This is a genomic window from Mycolicibacterium aromaticivorans JS19b1 = JCM 16368 (assembly GCF_000559085.1).
GTDB classification, from domain to species: domain Bacteria; phylum Actinomycetota; class Actinomycetes; order Mycobacteriales; family Mycobacteriaceae; genus Mycobacterium; species Mycobacterium aromaticivorans.
Window position 1 is genome coordinate 4,470,207 of sequence record NZ_JALN02000001.1, and the last position, 19,141, is coordinate 4,489,347.

Below are 19,141 nucleotides of genomic sequence, written 5' to 3' on the forward strand. Positions count from 1 at the left end.
TCAGACTCCTTGCCCGGACGGGCTGCCCATCGGCAGCCGGGGATCGACCTGCTGGTGTTCCCAGCTGCCGCGCAGCCAGGTGTGGTTCGGGTCGTCACAGATCAGCCAGGCCCGGTTCGGTCCGGAGCCTGCCATCACGTTGAGGTAGTACATGTGGTGGCCGGGCGCGGCGATCGACGGACCGTGGTAGCCGTGCGGTACCAGCACCACGTCGCCCGAGCGGACCTCTTCGAGCACCTCGATAGGGCGCTGCGGGGTGCCGTAGACACGGTGATAGCCGAAGCCGGGGGTGCCTGCCGGGCTGTCGGCGATCTCGAAGTAGTAGATCTCCTCGAGCTGCGTCTCGACGTCGCTGTTCTCCTCATGCTTGTGCGCGGGATAGCTCGACCAATTGCCGCCGGGGGTGATGACCTCGCAGGCGATCAGCGAGTCGGCCTCGAACGTGGTTGCGGTGCCGAAGTTGTGCACCTGGCGGCTGCAGTTGCCGGCCCCGCGTAACTCGACGGCCACGTCGGCTGCCGCGACCCGGCGGTTCGGGAAGGACCGGGTGGCGCGCGCCCCACAGATCGCGAAGCGGCCTTCGCCGATCAGCGTGAACGTCTGGTCGATGCCGAGGTAGACCATGTCGGCAGGACCGTCGAAAACCGATTCGCGCCGTGACAGCTCGAATGTGTCTCCGCCACAGTCGATCCTGCCGCCCCCCGATAGCGGCAGGATCATCACCTCGGTACGGCCGGTGGTCAGCTCGATGGTTTGGCTGTCATCCAGTCCCACCACCTGCAGCGAGGACTCCGCCCATCCCGCGGACTCGGGCGTCACGTCGACGGTGAAGGGCAACTCGGCGCTGCGGGCGGGAATATAGTACTTACTGTTCATCCGTTGTCACCTCACCATCGCCACGGCTGTCGCGACCGCGGAACTCACATCGTCATCCGTCGGATACAGCAGAGTGCGGCCGACGATCAGACCCCGCACCGACGGCAGCGACAATGCCTTCTCCCAACTGGCGAACGCCTCGTCGGGATCGGCGGGGTCGCCGCCCAGCAGGAGAGTCGGCAAGGTCGTGGAGTCCATCACTCGCTCCATCTCGTCGACGACCGGCAGCTTCATCCAGGTGTATGCCGACGTCGATCCCAGCCCCTGGCTGATGTGGATGGACTTGATCACCGCATCGGGGCTCAGGTCGTTGCGCACCTTGCCGTCGACCCGGCTGGACAGGAACGGTTCGAGCATCGCAATCAAGCCGTGCGCGGCCAGCTCGTCGACGGCCTGCGCGCATGCGGCCAGGGTGGCGACTGTGCCCGGATCGGCGAGGTCGATGCGGCACAACATCTTTCCGCCGTTCATCTTCGCCGCGGCAGTTGACGCGGCGGTCGCGGCCGTCATGCGGTCGTCGAGCTCGAAACAGGCGCCGGCCAGGCCGCCGCGATTCATCGAGGAGAAGACCACCTTGTCCTCGAGTGCGCCGAGCAGCAGCAGGTCGTCGAGGATGTCGGAGGTGGCCAGCACTCCGTCGACGCCGGGGTCGGCCAGTGCCGAGCGCAGCCGGTCGAGTAGGTCGGTCCGGCTGTTCATCGCGGTGGGCCGTGCGCCGACGGCCAGGGCGCCCCGGGCCGGATGGTCGGCGGCGACGATCATCAGCCGTCCGTTGCCGCGCATGACGGGCCGGGTGGTGCGCTCCTGCCATGCCCGCGCGATCGCGGCCGGGTCGGCGACTCGCAGATCGGTGATGTCCGCGTAGTCCTTGCAGGCGCTAGACATTGACGGCCCCCACCGCCGTCTGGTCGGCGAGCTCGGCCACCTCGTCGGTGGTCGGCATCGCCGTCGAGCATTCCAGCCGTGATGCGACGATCGCGCCTGCGGCGTTGGCGTAGCGCAGCGTCTTCTCCAGCGGCCAACCACGCAGCAGGCCGTGGCACAAGCTGCCGCCGAAACTGTCGCCCGCTCCGAGTCCGTTGACGACGTCGACGTCGACCGGGGGCACCGTCACCGAGGCGCTGCGGGTCTTGCCCAGCACCCCGCGCGGGCCCTGCTTGACGATCGCCAGCTGGACGCCGAGGTCGAGTAGCGCGTCGGCAGCCTTGTGCGGGTTGGTTTCCCCGACGGCGATCTGACACTCTTCGCGGTTGCCGACAGCGACTGTCACGTGGGCCAGTGCACGCTGAACCTGCGCGGTGGCGGCGGCGGGGGAGTCCCAGAACATCGGCCGGTAGTCGAGGTCGAGAACCGTCAATGGTGTGCGTGCGCGCGCCTCCCAGGCCGCGAAATGCGCACCGCGGCTTGGCTCTTCGGACAGGCCCGTCACCGTCGACCAGTACAGCCGGGCGTTGCGCACGGCGTCGAGATCGATGTCGGCGGCGGTGATCTGCAGATCGGGCGCCGAGGGCTTGCGGTAGAAGTACAGCGGGAAGTCGTCCGGCGGGAAGATCTCGCAGAAAGTCACCGGAGTCGGGTATTGCGGGTCGATGGTGACGTAGCGGTTGTCCACGCCGAGGCGGCTCAGCTCCGCACGGACGAACCGGCCGAACGGATCTGCGCCGGCTCCGGAGATCAGCGCGGTGCGGTTGCCCAGTCGCGCGGCGGCCACCGAGACGTTGGCTGCGCTGCCGCCGAGGAACTTGCCGAAGGATTCCACGCGTTCGAGACCGACGCCGATCTGCAGCGGATAGATGTCGACGCCACTGCGCCCGATGGCGAGTACGTCGAACGGTGCGTCAGTAGTCACGTCAGCTCTCTTCAGGGCTCGGTGGGGACTTGTGTACGAGGGTGCCCCGCGTCACAGCGCTATGTCAATACTTTGTCCTGACATTCTATCTTTAGCTCAATCGATGTTAGAGTGCAGCTACTGTTGGGTTTTCGAGTTCGAGATCGGAGTCGATGTGCCGTTGCCGGTTGAACTGGACAGGTCAAGCCCCGTTCCTTTGTACTACCAGCTCTCTCAGGCGATCGAGGCGGCAATCCGTAGTGGCGAACTCGCGCCGGGCGACCGTTTCGAAAATGAACTCGCATTGGCCAAGAGGTTGACGCTGTCGCGGCCCACGACGCGGCGGGCAATCCAGGAACTCGTCGACAAGGGTCTTCTGGTCCGCAAGCGGGGCGTCGGAACCCAGGTCGTCCAGAATCCGGTCCATCGCCGCGTCGAACTGACGAGCCTGTTCGACGACCTGTCCCGGGCAGGACAGGACCCCACCACCCAACTGCTGGAATACCACGTCGGCCCGCCGAACGAGGACGTCGCGCGTGAACTGAGTCTTGCCGAGGGTCGCGAGGTCGCCTGCATCAAACGACTCCGCTGCGCCAACGGTGAGCCGCTGGCCCTGATGACCAATTACCTTCCGGTCGAGATCGCCCCGGATGCCGAGGAACTGGAACGCAGCGGGCTGTATCAGTCACTGCGTGGCCGCGGCGTCCATATCCGGCTGGCCAGCCAGCGCATCGGCGCGAGGGCGGCCAGCCGAAGTGAAGCACGACTGCTCGACGAGAAGCCGGGCGCGCCGCTGCTGACCATGGACCGCACGGCATTCGACGATTCCGGCCGCGCCGTCGAATTCGGTACACATTGCTATCGCGCCGCCCGGTATTACTTCGACACCACGCTCGTCGACCGCTGATGTTCTAGTTCTTGCGCGAACAGACAGAAACTCCCCCGAACGTTCGGCGTATCGGGGGAGTTTCTGTCTGTTCGGCGTCAGGAAAACGCGGCGCGGAACGCCGCCAGCGCCTCGTCACTGTCACCGGCCGCCCATGCCTCCAGGCCGATCGTGCCGCGATAACCCATGTCGCGCAACGCCCTTGCGATTGCGGGGTAGTGGACCTCGCCGGTGCCCGGCTCGCATCGGCCCGGTACGTCAGCCACCTGGATCTCGCCGATCGCCGAGCCGCACCGGTGCACCAGCTCCACGAGATTCCCCTCGCCGATCTGGGCGTGGTAGAGGTCGAGCATCATCTTGACGTTCGGGTGGCCGACCCCCTCGACGAGCGCGAGCGTGTCCTTGGCGCGGGCCAGGGGGACACCGGGGTGATCGACGATCGTGTTCAGGTTCTCCACGCAGAACGTCACGCCCGCGGCTGCGCCGAGATCACCGATCCGCTCCAGCGTGCGCTGCGCGGTCAGCCACATCTGCCCCGAGGCCCGCTGCCGTGGCCGGGCGGCCTGACCGTCGACGAGTTCTGCGGTGTGCAGATTCAACCGCGGCACGCCCAGCGTCTCAGCGGCTTTGATGCTCAGCTCGGCGGTCTGCACGACTTCGTCGGCGCGCGCTGGGTCGATCAGGTCGCCGTGCAGGTAGCCGGTCATCGATGAGAACCGCGCGCCGGTTGCGGCGAGTGCCGTGAGGTCCTTGTCGTGCCAGCTCCAGATCTCCACCGCGAAGCCCAGCCCGTGGATGCGTCGCACCCGCTCGAGAAGCGGCAGGTCGCGAAACATCATCTCAGCGCATACCGCCAGGTCAAAGTCGCTCACCCCGGCACCCTAGCATTTGACCTGCAGTCCGAATGTCCTAACAAAGTATTGACTTTCTGCTGTGAGCCGTATTACATCGAGGCAAGGGCGTGTCGTGGGCGACGAAGACCGCGATGGAGACAAGGAGTCGGCATGAAGTTCAATCGGCTAGCGGCCGTGGCAGGGGCGAGTGCGCTCGTGATCGGGCTGGCTGCCTGCTCCGCCACCGGCGGCAAACCGCGGGACAACGGCAGCGGTTCGGGCGGCGGCACCGTCGACACCCCCCGTGTCACCGTCGCGATGATCACCCACGAGGTACCAGGCGACTCCTTCTGGGACCTTGTCCGCAAGGGCGCAGAGACCGCGGCCAAAAAGGACAACATCGAGCTCCGCTACTCGAACGATCCTGAGGCGCCGAATCAGGCCAACCTGGTCCAGAGCGCAATCGACAGCGGCGTCAAGGGTATTGCCGTGACTCTGGCCAAGCCCGACGCGATGGCCCCCGCCGTCAAGGCGGCCGAGGCCAAGGGTATTCCGGTGGTCGCGTTCAACTCCGGCTACGACAACTGGAAAGCCATGGGCGTCCAGGAGTACTTCGGCCAAGACGAGAAACTCGCCGGTGTCGCGGCGGGCGAGCGACTGACCGCAGACGGTGCCAAGAAGGTCCTCTGCGTGATCCAGGAGCAAGGCCAGGTCGCCCTCGAATCCCGCTGCGCGGGCGTCACCCAGGGCTTCAAGGGCCAAACCGAATTGCTCAACGTCAACAGCAAGGACATGCCCTCGGTCGAGTCGACGATCACCGCGAAGCTGCAGCAGGATCCGTCGATCGATACCGTCGTCGCGCTCGGCGCGCCGATCGCACTGACCGCCGTCGTATCCAAGAACAATGCGAACAGCAAGGCCAATATCGTCACCTTCGACACCAACGCGGCGCTCGTCGACGCGATCCAGAAGGGCGACGTCCAGTGGGCCGTCGACCAGCAGCCCTACTTGCAGGGTTACCTTGCCATCGACTCGCTGTGGCTGTTCCTCAACAACAAGAACTTGATCGGTGGCGGCCAGGCGACCCTGACCGGCCCGTCGTTCATCGACAAGTCCAACATCGACGCCGTGGCCGAATTGGCCAAGGGCGGAACCCGATAGCGACCCTGGGAATAGACATGAGTACGCAAGCAGATCTCGAGATCGGTGACCGCAAAGTCGTTCGGGACGAGCGGGTAAAGGAACGGAATCGGCTGCAGCGGCTGTTGATTCGGCCTGAGATGGGCGCGGGCATCGGCGCAATCGGGATCTTCGTCTTCTTCCTCATCGTGGCCGACCCGTTCCGGCAGGCCTCGTCCCTGGCCACCGTCCTCTACGCCAGCTCGACCATCGGGATCATGGCCTGTGGCGTCGCGGTTCTGATGATCGGCGGTGAGTTCGACCTGTCGACGGGCGTGGCGGTGACATTCAGCTCGCTCGCGGCGTCGATGCTGTCCTACAACCTGCACCTCAATCTATGGGCGGGTGCCGGCCTCGCCCTGATCCTGGCGCTGGGCGTCGGGTTCTTGAACGGCTTCCTGGTGATGAAGACCAAGATCCCGTCATTCCTCATCACACTGAGCACGTTCTTCATGCTCGCCGGCATCAACCTGGCCGTCACCAAACTCCTTGCCGGGCAAGTCGCCACGCAAAGCGTCAACGACATGCAGGGTTGGGACTCGGCGCAGAAGGTGTTCGCCTCGTCGTTCACCCTGTTCGGCGTCAGCATCCGCATCACCGTGGTGTGGTGGCTGGTGTTCACCGCGGTGGCCACCTGGGTGTTGTTCAAGACCAAGATCGGCAACTGGATCTTCGCGGTCGGCGGCGATGCCGAAAGCGCTCGCGCGGTGGGTGTTCCGGTGACCAAGGTCAAGATCGGGATGTTCATGTTCGTCGGCTTCTGCGCCTGGTTTGTCGGCATGCACCTGCTGTTCGCGTTCAATACGGTGCAGTCCGGGCAGGGCATCGGCAACGAGTTCTTCTACATCATCGCCGCGGTGATCGGTGGCTGCCTGCTGACCGGTGGTTACGGCACCGCCGTCGGAGCCGCCATCGGTGCGTTCATCTTCGGCATGACGAACCAGGGCATCGTTTACGCGGGCTGGAACCCCGACTGGTTCAAGTTTTTCCTCGGCGCGATGCTGCTGTTCGCGGTGATCGCCAACAACGCTTTCCGTAATTACGCCGCCAAGAGGTGAGAGAAGTGACCGCAACCATGGATCGACCCACCGAAGAAGCCCCGTCCGGCGGCAAAGTGCCACTCGTCGAGCTGAAGAACGTCGGCAAGACCTACGGCAACATCACCGCGCTCAAAGACATCTCGCTGCGGGTGCATGCCGGTGAGGTGACCGGCATCCTCGGCGACAACGGCGCGGGCAAGTCGACGCTCATCAAGATCATCGCCGGATTGCATCAGCCCACCGACGGTGAGCTGCTGGTCGACGGCGAACCGACGAAGTTCAGCTCGCCTGCCGACGCGCTGGGCAAGGGCATCGCGACGGTGTACCAGAACCTCGCTGTCGTCCCGCTGATGCCGGTGTGGCGAAACTTCTTCCTGGGTCAGGAAATTCGTAAGAAGAGTTTCCCGTGGGCGCTGGACGCCAACGCGATGCGGGCCACCACGCTGACCGAGCTGGCGAAGATGGGTATCGAGTTGCCCGACGTCGACGTGCCGATCGGTTCGCTGTCCGGCGGGCAACGCCAGTGTGTGGCGATCGCCAGGGCCGTGTTTTTCGGGGCGCGGGTGCTGATCCTCGACGAGCCGACGGCCGCACTCGGCGTCAAGCAATCCGGGGTGGTGCTCAAATACATCACCGCCGCCAAAGAGGCCGGCTTCGGCGTCGTGTTCATCACCCACAACCCGCACCATGCGCACATGGTCGGCGACCATTTCGTGCTGCTGAACCGGGGCCGTCAGAAGCTCGACTGCAGCTACGACGAGATCACCCTGGAACACCTGACCCAGCAGATGGCCGGCGGTGACGAGCTCGAGGCGCTGTCCCACGAGCTGGGCCGCTGATCTACCGCGGCGTCAGCGCGAACAGTCGCAGCTCCCGGTCGGTCCGGGTGCGGTAGGCCTGGTACATCGGATAGGCCAGGAAGCGTGCCAAACCGGCGTCCCGCTCGGGCCCGGTCACCAAGGTGGCCGTCACCGGGATCTCGATCCCGTTGATGGCGACGACGGCCTCCGGGTTGGCCAGCAAGTTCAGGCTCCAAGCCGGGTGATGCTGCTGGCCGAAATTGCTGCCGAGCACCAGCAGGCGCTCGCCCTCGCGGAGGTAACTCAACGCCGACAACCGCGGCTGGCCGGACTTGCGGCCCGTCGTGGTCAACAGCAGTTCGGGCATCGAGGTCGGGCCGAACAAGGTGTATTTACCCTTGGTCGCCCGCAGCACGCGACGGTCCAGGGGCACGAGTGCTCTGATGACACGCGAGCCCACCGCCGTCGAGGCGAACGCGAGCGCAGGCTTGAACAGAGGCGAGATGTCTTCCCGGCCCCAGTGACCGTCAGGAAAGCGTTGCGGCATACCTGCCATCGTGCCCGATGGCCGCCCGGCGGAGGACCCGTTCAGCGCGGTGACATGCCCGCCGCCCGGTAGGCGGCATCGACATAATGCATGTTCTGCACGGCATCGTCGACGCCGATCGGCAACGGCACATGGTCCAGGAGGTGGGCGGCGAACGCGTCGAGTTGGTAGGTGTACGACGCTCGGGTGCCCAGGTGCTCCACCCGCGTTCCGCCCGGCGTGCGGATGGTGATCCGATCGTCGGTGTGCGGCTTGATGAAGTCGTGGGCAAGTGCATCACCCTTGGAGCCGACCAGCTTGACGGTGAACGAAAACGCCTCGGCGGTCATGGTGTTGGCACTGCAGCCGGTGGCGCCGGACGGGAACCGCAGCTCGACGTCGCACCACTCGTCGACGCCGGGGCCGCGCTGGGAGGCGTGGGCGGCGGTGATCGCCGGACGGCCCAGACCGCGGGCGCCGAGCTGGCGCATGATGTGCAGGCCGTAGCAGCCGAGGTCCATCAGTGCCCCGCCGGCCAGATCCAGCGACCAGCGCGGGTCATCAGGCGCGGGCGCCGGCATCGCCATCCGGACCTCCACGTGCCGGATCTCGCCTAGCTCACCGTCGGTTGCCAGTTCGAACATCCGCTGGGTCACCGGATGGAACAGGTAGTGGAACCCCTCCAGCATGCTCACCCCGGCAGCTGTGGCGGCGTCGGCGACCTGCTGTGCCTCGATGTGGTTGCGCGCGAACGGTTTCTCGGTCAGCACCGGCTTGCCCGCCTTGATCGCCGCCAGATTCCACGGGGCGTGCAGGCTGTTGGCCAACGGGTTGTAGACCACATCGACTTCCGCGTCCCCGACCACGTCGGCGTAGCTGTCTGCGATGCGCTCAACCCCGTACGTGTCGGCGAACCGGCGGGCGCGCTGTGGATCTCGGGCAGCCACCACCACGAGCCGGTGACCGAGATCCCGGGCCGGCCCGACGATCGCGTTCTCGGCGATCCGGGATGCGCCGAGCACCCCGATGCGCAGGCTCATGCAGTCCCCTCGCAGGCTCGGGCACTGCATGCCCGCTGATGGTTCGCTCCGCAAGCGTCGCTCACGCCGGCACGCCGCCCGCGACCTGCTGCAGATAGGCGACGCTGGTCAGTACGTCCCGTAACGGACCCTCGCCGGCCGGCTCGCCGTCCAGGATGGTGTCCTGCTCGAGGACGAACCAGCCGTCGAAGCCGTTGTCCCGCAAAGCCGCAACGATGCCCGCGATGTCCACGTCACCGGTGCCCAGCGGGGTGTACATGCCCTGGGCGACCGCATCGGTATAGGTCAGTTCGCCGGACTGCACCCGGGCGGCCAAGGCCGCGTCGACGTCCTTGAGGTGAGCGTGCGCAATGCGCTCCGGCACCGTGCGGGCCAGCTGCAACGGATCGGTGCCACCGATCAACAGGTGCCCGGTGTCCAGGCACAGCGAGATCGACGACCCGGCCAGCACCCGGCCCACCTCGTCGCCCTTCTCGACCATCGTGCCGACATGCGGGTGCAGCACGGCGGCGACACCGCGTGCGGCGGCGGCGGCCGCCAGCCGGTCGAGGTTGGCGAGCAGCGTCGACCACTGTTGGTCGTTCAGATCGGGCCGTGAGTCATAGCCGTCGGTACCGGTTACCGCGGCCAGTACAAGCATCGAAGCATTCACCGCCACAAGGGAATCCAGCAGGCCGGTGATATCAGGCACCGGATCGTGGTCGGCATCGTGCAGCACCACGGGTGCGAAGCTGCCGACACAACTCAGGCCGTGGCGGCCCAGCAGCGCGGTCAGCTCGCCGGGGTCGGCGGGCAGGAAACCCTCCGGGCCGAGCTCGGTGGCCGACAGGCCGGCTTGGTGCATCTCGGACAGCACCCGCTCGGGGTCGAGTTGATGACCCCAGCCGGGCACTTCGCACACACCCCAGGAGATGGGGGCTCCGGCGATCTTCACTGGCGTACCTCCTCGATGCGGACCGGTGCGCCGCGGCGCAGCGATTCGGTGGCGGCTTCGGCAATCCAGGCGACCTCGACGGCGTCGGCCACGGTGGCACCGCGCACCGGCGCGCCCTTGACGACGTCGACGAAGCCACTCAGTTCGGTGCGGAACGCCTCGGTGAAGCGGTCCATGAAGAAGTGGTGCGGCTGACCGGTCGGAAAGTCGTTGTGGGGATCGGCATTCCGTACCGGTACACCCTGGTCCCAGCCGGCGACCACGGTGTCGTTGAACCCGTGCACCTCCAGCCGGCAGTCGTAACCGCGGCCGTTGTAGCGTGCGTTGGAGATGACGCCGAGCGCGCCACCGTCGAACCGGACCACCACTGCTGCCGTGTCGACGTCACCGTATTCGGCGAACAGCGGATCGCCCTGCGCGGTGCCGGTGGCGTACACCTCGACGGCTTCCTGGCCGGTGATCCAGCGGACGGTGTCGAAATCGTGGACCGCGCAATCGCGGAAGATGCCACCCGACCCGGCGATGTACTCCATCGGCGGGGGAGCCGGGTCCATCGTGGTGCTGCGGACGGTGTGCAGCGTGCCCAGCGCGCCACGGTCCACCGCGGCCTTGGCGGCTGCGAACGCGGTGTCGAAGCGCCGCTGATAGCCGATCTGCACCGGAACGCCGGCCCGCATGATGGCCTCGGCGACCCTGGCGCTTTCGGCTGCGGTGGAGGCCACCGGCTTCTCGCAGAACGTCGGCAACCCGCGCTCGACGGCGGCCAGCGTCAGTTCCGCGTGCGCCGGGGTGGCGGCTGCCACCACGACCCCGTCGATACCCGACGACAGCAGCGCGTCGACCGAATCAACCGACCGCACGCCGTACTTCGTCGCCACCTGAGCGACGACGTCGGGACGCTCATCGGTGACGACGAGACCGTCGACCCCGTCGAGTTGGCTCAGTGTGTCGGTGTGGAAGGCCCCGATCCGGCCGAGGCCGATCACGCCGAGGGTGGTCATGGGATTCTCCGTTCGTTCTGGTCGCACAGCGCGACGTCGAGGGCTTCGGGGGACAGATCGTCGGCCAGCGCGGCGAGCACGACGTCGACTTGGCTTGGCGGCGCCAGACTTCCGATCGGCTGGTCGCGGTCCAGGTTGGTGGGGAAGGGGTAACCCTCCGCGGTGGCCACCACGGCGTTGAGCATCTCGGTCGCCGGTCGGCCGGCGGCCTTCATGGCGCGCAGCGCCGGGTACACCGAACGCACCATCGCGGTGCGGTCCAGGGCTTCCATCGCCCGGCCGAACGGCGAGGAGATCTGCAACAGGTTGGCCATCCGGCGAATCGCGGCCGAGGTGTTGGCGCCCGCTGCGTGATAGAGCGCCGGATTGAAGAACACCGCATCGCCCTTGCTCAGCGGGATCTGCACGTGATGCGTGGCGAAGTAGTCGATGAACTCCGGTGAATTGAATGCCACATAACCGCCCTCGAACAGCTGCGAATACGGCAGCAGCATGGTCGGCCCGCTCTGCAGCGGCATGGCGGTGTGGGCGACAGCTCCCTGCAGTGTCAGCGTCGGCGACAACCGGTGCACGTGCGCGGGATACTCGGCGAGCTGGCCGGGCGCGACGAATCCGAGATGGTAGTCGCGGTGCGGAACCTGTGCGGCGCCACCGGGATTGACGACGTTGACCTGAGAGGTGAGCTGATATCGCGGCCCGAGCCAGGCCTGGCAGACCAGGGCCAGCAGGTCGTTGGCGTAGTAGTCGGCGTACGCCGCGGGGGAGTGCAAAGCCAGCTTCTGGGCGGCGTTCCACACCCGGTCGTTCGCACCCGCGGCACCGAAGTGGTCCCCGGCCGCACCGCCGGTGCGCCGCTGATCGGCGATCAGTGCCGCGAAGGCCGCGCTGGCGGCGTCGACGACCGTGGCCGAGAAGGCACCGGTGAACACGACGACGCCGGGACCGTCGGCCAGTGCGGTGATGAGTTCGGCCTGCAGGGCGCGCCGGTCGACGTGGGCCATCTCCGCGGCGGCGTACACGAGGACGTTCCGCCGAACCTCGGCGGCGTGCGGGTACGCCGAGAGATCAGTCTCGCGCTCGGTCAGGGTACGCAGCTCGTCGAGTTGGTAAGCGCGTTCGGTCAACCAGGGTTGAACCCCCGCACGCACATCGGCCATGGCGAAAGTGTTGCTGTGACTCAAGCCGCAATCAACACCAGAAATCCATCAAAAACCCATCAGAAGGATAGGGTGCGAGACATGGCGCACCGCTTCAAAGTCCGCGAGATCGCCCAACAGTCCGGACTGTCCGAAGCCACCGTCGACCGGGTGCTCAACGACCGGCCCGGCGTACGGGCGGCCACCCGCGCCGAGGTGCTGCACGCCATCGAGGATCTGGATAAACAACGATCCCAGTTGCGGCTCAACGGACGTCGCTTCCTGCTCGACGTGGTGATGCAGACCCCGCGGCGGTTCTCCGACGCCTTCCGCGCCGCGGTCGAAGCCGAACTGCCCGCATTCGCCCCAGCGATGCTGCGCGCGCGGTTTCACCTATGGGAGTCCGGGTCGACAGACCAGATGGCGGACACGCTTGCCCGGATCAAGGGCAGCCACGGGATCGTGCTCAAGGCGCAGGATGAACCGGAGGTGGCCGAGGCCGTCGACCGTCTGGTCGCCGCCGGTGTCCCGGTGGTGACCTACACGACCGACATCCCGGCCAGTGCGCGCTGTGCGTACGTGGGCATCGACAACCACGGAGCCGGAACCACGGCGGCCTATCTGATGGACCAGTGGCTGGGTGACACGCCGGCGGACGTGCTGATCACGTTGAGCCGCACAGTGTTCCGAGGTGAGGCCGAACGTGAAGTGGGCTTCCGGACGGCCCTGCGCAGATCCGGCCGCGGCATCGTCGAGGTCGGCGACAGCGACGGTATCGACGCCACCATCGAACGCCTGGTGATCGACGCACTCGAGCGCAACCCCGACGTCGCAGCCGTCTACTCCGTCGGCGGCGGAAACACCGCGACGGTGGCGGCGTTCGACCAATTAGGGCGCGCGTGCCGAGTCTTTATTGCTCATGACCTCGACGCCGACAACCGGCGGCTGCTGCGGGAGGGCCGCATCTCGGCGGTGCTGCACAACGACCTGCGCGCCGACGCCCGGCTCGCGATGCGGCTGATCCTGCAGCAGCACCGCGCGTTGCCCACCGAGCCCGCGCGCCCCGTCCCGATCCAGGTGATCACCCCGTACAACCTGCCTGCCTGAACTCGGCAAGTCGTCGATTCGAAGAAACCGCGACTAGCATTCCGCGCCGACGGCGACGATGAATGGCGCCCAACTGACGAAGCACCCAAGGAGACCGACCCGTGTCACGACATCGCGCTGAGCTCGCCGCCGGCGTGACCGTGCTGGGCAATCTGGCCGTCGATGTGATCAACGGCGGCCCGAAAACGCCTGGCGGGTGCGCGTCGTTCTCCGGTGTCGCGATGGCGGCCGCGGGCGGCCCGGGCGGGATCGTGGCGCTGGCCGCCGACGAGGACCACTCGCTGTACGAGCCGCTGCTCGAGAGGTTCGGGTCGCTGATCCGGATCCTTCCTGCCGACTGCACGAGCGCGTTCCGGCTGGATTATGAGGACGTCGATCACCGCCGAATGTCGGTCGACGCCATCGGCCCGGTGTGGAGTGCGGCCGAGGTGGAGTCGGCGGACCCCGACACGACGTGGGTGCACCTCGCCCCGCTGCTGCGCACCGACTTTCCCGCCGAGACACTGGCTCTGCTGGCCCAGCGCGGCCACCGGGTCGCCTACGACGGCCAGGGTCTGGTCCGTGCCGACCAGCTCGGGCCACTGGTGGTGGACCGTCACTACCCGCCCGAGCTGTTGGATCACCTCAGCATCCTCAAGCTGGCCGAGGACGAGGCCGTCATCGTCGCCGACGGCCCCTTCGACGAGTCCACCGCCGCCCGCCTCGCGGTGCCCGAAATCCTGGTGACCTACGGATCCGAGGGCTGCGACATCTATACCGGTGACACAAAGGTTCGGGTGCCGGCCGCCTGGCGAGTCGACGGCGTGCAGACCACCGGCGCCGGTGACATGTTCACCACCTGTTACGTGGCAAATCGGGCAGCCGGGGCCGACCCGCGCGCCGCGGCCGCCGCCGCGAGTGAACTCGTCGCGGGTGAACTCGAGAAACGCCTCGGGGCGCGCCGTAACTGAGAGCTACCGGCGAGTAGCGACTTCTCTTAGAGAACGACGTTCTCGGCAAGTGACGAACGACACACTTTTGTCTCACCGCGCCGTCGATCGTGTCCGTGAGCTGTGACTTCGATGCAGGCCGCACGGCGTGTCACGAGCAAGCCCCGGTCAGCCATGCCTAAGAAAGTGCAATAATCGGTACTGCGAGTGACAGCAACTCCTGGGCTGTCGATTCCGCCGGCGCGTCCACCCGATAGCGACGCGGGATCTACACCCGGCGGACAGGACGAAAGGCGGGGACGTGGGTCCGAACGGCAACGGGGCTGCGGGCAACCGGCAGAAGCTGGAAAAAGTCGTCATCCGGTTCGCCGGTGACTCCGGAGACGGAATGCAGCTCACCGGTGACCGGTTCACCTCCGAAGCCGCGCTCTTCGGCAACGACCTTGCAACTCAACCGAATTACCCCGCCGAGATCCGCGCGCCACAGGGCACGCTGCCCGGCGTCTCGTCGTTCCAGATCCAGATCGCCGATTACGACATCCTCACCGCCGGTGACCGTCCCGACGTGCTGGTCGCGATGAACCCCGCCGCGCTGAAGGCCAACATCGGCGATCTGCCGCGCGGTGGTCTGGTGATCGCCAACTCCGACGAATTCACCAAGCGCAACTTGGCGAAGGTCGGCTACGAGAGCAACCCGCTGGAGAGCGGCGAACTCGACGACTATGTCGTGCAGGCCGTCGCGATGACCACCCTGACCCTCGGCTCCGTCGAGGCGATCGGCGCGTCCAAGAAGGACGGCCAGCGCGCCAAGAACATGTTCGCGCTCGGGCTGCTGTCGTGGATGTACGGCCGGCCGATCGAGACCAGCGAGACGTTCATCCGGGAGAAGTTCGCCCGCAAGCCCGATATCGCCGAAGCCAACGTGCTGGCGCTGAAGGCCGGCTGGAACTACGGCGAGACCACTGAGGCGTTCGGCACCACCTACGAGATCTCCCCGGCCAAGCTCGCCCCTGGCGAATACCGGCAGATCTCCGGCAACACGGCCCTGGCTTACGGCGTGATCGCCGCCGGCCAGCTCGCCGACATCCAGGTGGTGCTCGGCACCTACCCAATCACGCCGGCGTCGGACATCCTGCACGAGCTGTCCAAGCACAAGAACTTCAACATCCTGACCTTCCAGGCCGAGGACGAGATCGCCGGCGTCGGCGCCGCGATCGGCGCCTCCTACGGCGGGGCGCTGGGCGTGACGAGCACTTCGGGCCCCGGCATTTCGCTGAAGTCCGAGGCCATCGGGTTGGCCATGATGGCCGAGCTGCCGCTGCTGGTGATCGACGTGCAGCGTGGCGGACCGTCGACCGGCTTGCCGACCAAGACCGAGCAGGCCGATCTTCTGCAGGTGATGTTCGGTCGCAACGGCGAGTCGCCTGTTGCCGTGCTGGCCGCCAGCACGCCGTCGGACTGCTTCGAGGTGGCCATCGAGGCCGCGCGCATCGCGCTGACCTACCGGACGCCGGTGATCCTGCTGTCCGACGGCGCGATCGCCAACGGCTCGGAGCCGTGGCGGATCCCGGACATCGACTCCTTCAAGCCGATCGACACCAACCTGGCCGAGGCCGGCGAGGACTTCCAGCCGTACGCCCGCGACCCCGAGACGCTGGCTCGCCAGTTCGCGGTTCCCGGCACCCCCGGCCTGGAGCACCGCATCGGCGGCCTGGAGTCGGCCAACGGCTCCGGCGCCATCTCCTACGAGCCGGCCAACCACGACCTGATGGTCCGGTTGCGGCAGGCCAAAATCGCCGGCATCACGGTGCCGGACGTCACGGTCGACGACCCGACCGGCGACGCGGAGCTGCTCATCCTCGGCTGGGGAAGTTCGTTCGGCCCGATCGGTGAAGCCTGCCGCCGGGCCCGGCGCCGCGGCATCAAGGTTGCGCAGGCTCACCTGCGGCACCTCAACCCGCTGCCGGCCAACCTCGGCGAGGTGCTGCGTCATTACAAGAACGTGGTGGTCCCCGAGATGAACCTCGGCCAACTGGCGCTGCTGCTGCGCGGTACGTACCTGGTCGATGTGCAGTCGGTGACGAAGGTGGAAGGCATGGCGTTCCTGGCCGACGAGCTGGAAGGCATCATCGATGCCGCACTCGACGGGACGTTGGCTGAAAAGGAAAGCGACAAAGCGAAATTCGCCCGGCTTGCGGCAGCTACCGTGGGTACCGGCACAGATGTTGGCGCAGGAGTGAACGCATGACTGACCTGATCGGCTCGGACCTGCTGGCACCGAGCGTGTCCAAGACGGCGTGGGTGCCGACCACCGACGAGCCGCAGAAGGCCAAGGATTTCACCAGTGACCAGGAGGTCCGCTGGTGCCCAGGTTGCGGTGACTACGTCATCCTGAACACGATCCGCAACTTCCTGCCGGACCTCGGTCTGCGCCGGGAGAACATCGCCTTCATCAGCGGCATCGGCTGCTCGAGCCGGTTCCCGTACTACCTGGAGACCTACGGCTTCCACTCGATCCACGGTCGTGCTCCGACCATCGCCACCGGCCTGGCGCTGGCCCGCCCGGACCTGTCCGTGTGGGTTGTCACCGGCGACGGCGACGCCCTCTCGATCGGTGGCAACCACCTGATCCATGCGCTCCGCCGTAATGTCAACATCACGATCCTGCTGTTCAACAACCGGATCTACGGTCTGACCAAGGGTCAGTACTCGCCGACATCCGAGGTTGGCAAGGTCACCAAGTCCACCCCGATGGGCTCGCTGGATCATCCGTTCAACCCTGTGTCGCTGGCTTTGGGCGCGGAGGCGACGTTCGTCGGCCGGGCGCTGGACTCCGACCGGAAGGGCCTGTCCGAGGTCCTGAAGGCGGCGGCCCAGCATCGTGGCGCAGCACTGGTCGAGATCATGCAGGACTGCCCGATCTTCAACGACGGCTCCTTCGACCTGCTCCGCAAGGAAGGCGCAGAGGAGCGCATCATCAACGTCCGCCAGGGCGAACCGGTGGTGTTCGGCGCCAACGGCGAGTACTGCGTGGTAAAGAGCGGCTTCGGCCTGGACGTCGCCAAGACCGCCGACGTGGCAGCCGGCGACATCGTGGTGCACGACGCCACCACCGCCGACTCGGCCTACGCGTTCGCGTTGTCGCGGCTCAGCGACCAGAACCTCGAGCACACCGTGATGGGGGTGTTCCGCCAGGTCAACCGGCCGACGTATGACGACGCCGCCCGCGACCAGGTTCGGATGGCCCGTGAGGCCACCCCGCACGACCGGCATGCGCTGCAGTCGCTGCTGCGCGGTCGCGATACCTGGACTGTGGACTAGATCGAATCGTGAGCACGCCCGCCCCGCTGGCCGCTGTAGTACTGGCTGGTGGGGCGTCGCGGCGCATGGGCCGGGACAAGGCCACGCTGCCGCACCCCGACGGCGGCACCACAATGGTGGAGTACACCGTCTCCGTGCTGAGTTCTGGCTGCGCGCCGGTGTTCGTGATCGCCGCCCCCGGTCAGGCGCTTCCCGCGCTCGACGGGCAGATTGTGCGTGACGAGGTTCGCGGAGTCGGGCCCCTGCTGGCCACCGGTCGTGGGCTGCGGGCGGCCGCGGGGGCCGGGGTGGAGCGCGCCTTCGTCAGCGCCGTCGACATGCCCTTCCTGTCCACCGAGATCATCGACGAACTCGCCCGACACCGGGGTGTGGACATCGTGCTGCCATGGGACGGCCGCGACCACTATCTGGCCGGCATCTACAACACTGCTCTCGCCGACCACATCGACGCCTTGGTCGCCGTGGGGGAACGGAGCATGCGGGCGCTGGCCGAATCTGTCGTCACTCAGCGGATCGTCGTGCCGGCCAGTCGCACGCTGGCGAACGTCAATTCACCGGCCGATCTGGCGCAGCAAATCGCCGGATAAACGGCGTTCGGAGCGGATTCGGAATCGCTGGACAATGGCGATCCGCGCCGATTTCTCTATCGGGAATAGGCCGTCCTTCTGTTGCTGCAGGACTTACTGAGGGACAACACAATTCGGGCGTTCGAGGGGTCTTCGGAGCCGTTCTGTCCGCCCATCTCGGATCGACGCCGTGACGTTGCGGAGTCCGGACATGTCTCCATCGCCGTGAAGTCTGCCGCTAGCTAACGAATTTCCCGGTGCCGGTGCTGATGGGGCAGGTGGGGCGGGGTTCAATTCCTGGGAACGCCCGGGTGCGCAAATGTAGGTACGTTGCGTTATCAATAATGTGTGTCCGGGGCCACAATTTATACGTGATAAACGTCACGTTATTTACGGGCGTGTCAACAAAATGGCTGGCTGTGAAACTACTTGCTGACCTGCACAGACCGCACATAGCTTTCGCTCGTAACCATCTCGTGATCTAACCGAGATAAGCGTGTCGTTGATGTGACTTCATTTCTTCTGCTTTGTAGCGTCCTACCCGGTCCCGCAAGGGAGCAAACAACTGCAGATATGACTCCACACATTTGAACCCTGCGTGTGAGCGGGGCCGGGGAGGTCGCAACGACCTTCTGTGGATCACCGGAGAAGTGATTCCGCGGTGATGCCGGCCTCCGCTGTCGTGCCCGACCGAGACGGCGCGACCCGAAACCCGACAGTCCCACGGGACCGCATCCGTCCGACGACGGAGGTCTGGCGCGCGTACGGCGAAAGGAAAACTGTTGAACAACGTCCGCAAAACGCTCGCACGGTCCTTCGGCATCGCCGCCATCGGTGGCGCTACGGTCCTTGCCCCGATGGTCCTCGGTACCGCCACCGCTTCGGCGGACGGCATGAACTGGGACGCAGTCGCAGCGTGCGAGTCCGGCGGTAACTGGGCGATCAATACCGGTAACGGCTACTACGGCGGGCTGCAGTTCACCCTGGGCACCTGGCGTGCCAATGGAGGTTCGGGTTCGCCGCACCTGGCGTCGCGCGATGAGCAGATCCGTGTGGCGGAGAACGTGCTTCGCACGCAGGGCCGAGGAGCGTGGCCGGTCTGCGGCCGTCGAGGCTAGTAGAGCGCTCATAAGGGTGGC

The 19,141-nt window shown here is 66.5% G+C and carries 19 protein-coding genes; 10 read left to right on the forward strand and 9 right to left on the reverse strand.

Annotated elements, in window-relative coordinates:
- The 3 genes from iolB to iolC are packed head-to-tail and all read right to left on the reverse strand — an operon-like array spanning position 1 to position 2,725.
- The gene (gene iolB / locus Y900_RS21325) at positions 1-876 is read right to left on the reverse strand and encodes a 5-deoxy-glucuronate isomerase (protein WP_036344367.1); all 876 of its coding nucleotides are present in this window, start codon (positions 874-876) and stop codon (positions 1-3) included.
- Positions 877-882: 6 nt separating this feature from the next.
- Positions 883-1,761 carry a Cgl0159 family (beta/alpha)8-fold protein gene (locus tag Y900_RS21330; protein WP_036344368.1) on the reverse strand — a complete coding sequence of 293 codons (879 nt, stop codon included), beginning with the start codon at positions 1,759-1,761 and terminating at the stop codon, positions 883-885.
- Positions 1,754-2,725 (reverse strand): 5-dehydro-2-deoxygluconokinase, encoded by a 972-nt coding sequence (gene iolC, locus Y900_RS21335; RefSeq protein ID WP_051660190.1) that lies wholly within the window; start codon positions 2,723-2,725, stop codon positions 1,754-1,756. The genes Y900_RS21330 and iolC overlap by 8 nt, the downstream gene beginning before the upstream one ends.
- Positions 2,726-2,828: 103 nt before the next feature.
- On the opposite strand from iolC, the gene Y900_RS21340 reads away from it, so the two are divergent.
- Positions 2,829-3,611: a GntR family transcriptional regulator gene (locus Y900_RS21340; RefSeq protein WP_420329835.1), complete on the forward strand. Its 783-nt coding sequence runs from the start codon at positions 2,829-2,831 to the stop codon at positions 3,609-3,611.
- A 77-nt stretch (positions 3,612-3,688) separates the two neighbouring features.
- Here the strand turns inward: Y900_RS21340 and Y900_RS21345 are convergent, their stop codons facing one another.
- On the reverse strand, positions 3,689-4,462 hold the full coding sequence (locus Y900_RS21345) for a TIM barrel protein (protein WP_192827534.1): 774 nt from the start codon (positions 4,460-4,462) through the stop codon (positions 3,689-3,691).
- A gap of 132 nt (positions 4,463-4,594) precedes the next feature.
- On the opposite strand from Y900_RS21345, the gene Y900_RS21350 reads away from it, so the two are divergent.
- The 3 genes from Y900_RS21350 to Y900_RS21360 are packed head-to-tail and all read left to right on the forward strand — an operon-like array spanning position 4,595 to position 7,481.
- Positions 4,595-5,584 (forward strand): substrate-binding domain-containing protein, encoded by a 990-nt coding sequence (locus tag Y900_RS21350; protein ID WP_036344371.1) that lies wholly within the window; start codon positions 4,595-4,597, stop codon positions 5,582-5,584.
- Positions 5,585-5,601: 17 nt separating this feature from the next.
- Positions 5,602-6,660 (forward strand): ABC transporter permease, encoded by a 1,059-nt coding sequence (locus Y900_RS21355; RefSeq protein ID WP_036344373.1) that lies wholly within the window; start codon positions 5,602-5,604, stop codon positions 6,658-6,660.
- Positions 6,661-6,677: 17 nt separating this feature from the next.
- Positions 6,678-7,481: an ATP-binding cassette domain-containing protein gene (locus tag Y900_RS21360; protein ID WP_420329836.1), complete on the forward strand. Its 804-nt coding sequence runs from the start codon at positions 6,678-6,680 to the stop codon at positions 7,479-7,481.
- A gap of 1 nt (position 7,482) precedes the next feature.
- Here Y900_RS21360 and Y900_RS21365 read toward each other — a convergent pair whose 3' ends face one another.
- From Y900_RS21365 to Y900_RS21385, 5 genes are all read right to left on the reverse strand, one after another.
- Positions 7,483-7,989, reverse strand: coding sequence for a nitroreductase family deazaflavin-dependent oxidoreductase (locus tag Y900_RS21365; protein ID WP_370505944.1), 507 nt, complete (start codon positions 7,987-7,989; stop codon positions 7,483-7,485).
- A gap of 41 nt (positions 7,990-8,030) precedes the next feature.
- Positions 8,031-9,008 (reverse strand): Gfo/Idh/MocA family protein, encoded by a 978-nt coding sequence (locus Y900_RS21370; protein ID WP_036344377.1) that lies wholly within the window; start codon positions 9,006-9,008, stop codon positions 8,031-8,033.
- A gap of 61 nt (positions 9,009-9,069) precedes the next feature.
- On the reverse strand, positions 9,070-9,942 hold the full coding sequence (locus tag Y900_RS21375) for a sugar phosphate isomerase/epimerase family protein (RefSeq protein ID WP_036344378.1): 873 nt from the start codon (positions 9,940-9,942) through the stop codon (positions 9,070-9,072).
- On the reverse strand, positions 9,939-10,943 hold the full coding sequence (locus tag Y900_RS21380; RefSeq protein WP_036344379.1) for a Gfo/Idh/MocA family protein: 1,005 nt from the start codon (positions 10,941-10,943) through the stop codon (positions 9,939-9,941). Before Y900_RS21380 ends, Y900_RS21375 begins: the two co-directional genes overlap by 4 nt.
- The gene (locus tag Y900_RS21385) at positions 10,940-12,100 is read right to left on the reverse strand and encodes a phytanoyl-CoA dioxygenase family protein (protein ID WP_036344380.1); all 1,161 of its coding nucleotides are present in this window, start codon (positions 12,098-12,100) and stop codon (positions 10,940-10,942) included. Before Y900_RS21385 ends, Y900_RS21380 begins: the two co-directional genes overlap by 4 nt.
- Positions 12,101-12,181: 81 nt before the next feature.
- On the opposite strand from Y900_RS21385, the gene Y900_RS21390 reads away from it, so the two are divergent.
- The 6 genes from Y900_RS21390 (at position 12,182) to Y900_RS21415 (ending at position 19,120) form a co-directional block, all read left to right on the forward strand.
- Positions 12,182-13,186 carry a LacI family DNA-binding transcriptional regulator gene (locus tag Y900_RS21390; protein ID WP_036344384.1) on the forward strand — a complete coding sequence of 335 codons (1,005 nt, stop codon included), beginning with the start codon at positions 12,182-12,184 and terminating at the stop codon, positions 13,184-13,186.
- 101 nt (positions 13,187-13,287) lie between these two features.
- Positions 13,288-14,136 (forward strand): PfkB family carbohydrate kinase, encoded by an 849-nt coding sequence (locus Y900_RS21395; protein ID WP_237752620.1) that lies wholly within the window; start codon positions 13,288-13,290, stop codon positions 14,134-14,136.
- A 280-nt stretch (positions 14,137-14,416) separates the two neighbouring features.
- Positions 14,417-16,363 (forward strand): 2-oxoacid:acceptor oxidoreductase subunit alpha, encoded by a 1,947-nt coding sequence (locus Y900_RS21400; protein ID WP_036344385.1) that lies wholly within the window; start codon positions 14,417-14,419, stop codon positions 16,361-16,363.
- Positions 16,360-17,436: a 2-oxoacid:ferredoxin oxidoreductase subunit beta gene (locus Y900_RS21405; RefSeq protein ID WP_036344386.1), complete on the forward strand. Its 1,077-nt coding sequence runs from the start codon at positions 16,360-16,362 to the stop codon at positions 17,434-17,436. The genes Y900_RS21400 and Y900_RS21405 overlap by 4 nt, the downstream gene beginning before the upstream one ends.
- 8 nt (positions 17,437-17,444) lie before the next feature.
- Positions 17,445-18,023 carry a molybdenum cofactor guanylyltransferase gene (gene mobA / locus Y900_RS21410; protein WP_081845191.1) on the forward strand — a complete coding sequence of 193 codons (579 nt, stop codon included), beginning with the start codon at positions 17,445-17,447 and terminating at the stop codon, positions 18,021-18,023.
- 761 nt (positions 18,024-18,784) lie between these two features.
- On the forward strand, positions 18,785-19,120 hold the full coding sequence (locus tag Y900_RS21415; protein WP_036344388.1) for a transglycosylase family protein: 336 nt from the start codon (positions 18,785-18,787) through the stop codon (positions 19,118-19,120).
- The last annotated feature ends 21 nt before the right edge of the window (positions 19,121-19,141 follow it).